Genomic DNA, 528 nt, shown 5'->3' with positions numbered 1-528 from the left:
ATCCCGCCATGGCGAACGTCAGCCCTGCAGTCTGTTTTGCAGTGCCTGCCGATCGGCACGGAGCCCGTCGAGGTCCAGCAGGACTGGCTGCCCTGGTTGCGCCAATCGCCTAACCAGCTCGCGCGTGCCGTCCACCACAAAGACGCCGCAATCATGACCGTTTCGCTGTTGGGGGATGCGGGGCGACTCCAAGCGCGCGCCCAGCCTTGCTGCGAGTTGTCCTGCGGGCGCCTCGTTGTATCTCCCGTTCGAGTCGTAGTGATAGGCAACCGGCCGTCCGCGCTCGCGGCGATCAACGAACAGCAGCGACCAATGGCTGCCGCGGCGATTGGCACTGGCATCGTTCACTGGCAGGAACAGGAAGTCGGCCGTGTCGTTACCATTGTGATCATGAACGATGCGCTGGAATGCGCGTAGCATGTCGCTCTCGGTGCCCAAGCGCAGGCTGCCAAGGGTTATGAGGGGATCCACGAACCGCGTCCGGGCGGCCAGACCCGGATTGTTCCCCTGCAACTCTTGCGTCAGGAG

Annotated in this window: 1 protein-coding gene; it reads right to left on the bottom strand. The window is 63.8% G+C overall.

Translation table 11 applies throughout. From position 1 onward, the window contains the following. Window positions 1-18: 18 nt before the first annotated feature. A partial coding sequence (locus AC04SG_RS32900; protein ID WP_488554405.1) for a Ulp1 family isopeptidase occupies window positions 19-528 on the bottom strand: 510 nt, incomplete at its 5' end.

The sequence above is a fragment of the Mesorhizobium sp. CNPSo 4684 genome (genome assembly GCF_057784315.1).
The sequence above is the reverse complement of the archived record's forward strand: the minus strand, read 5'-3'. Positions and strand labels throughout refer to the sequence as shown.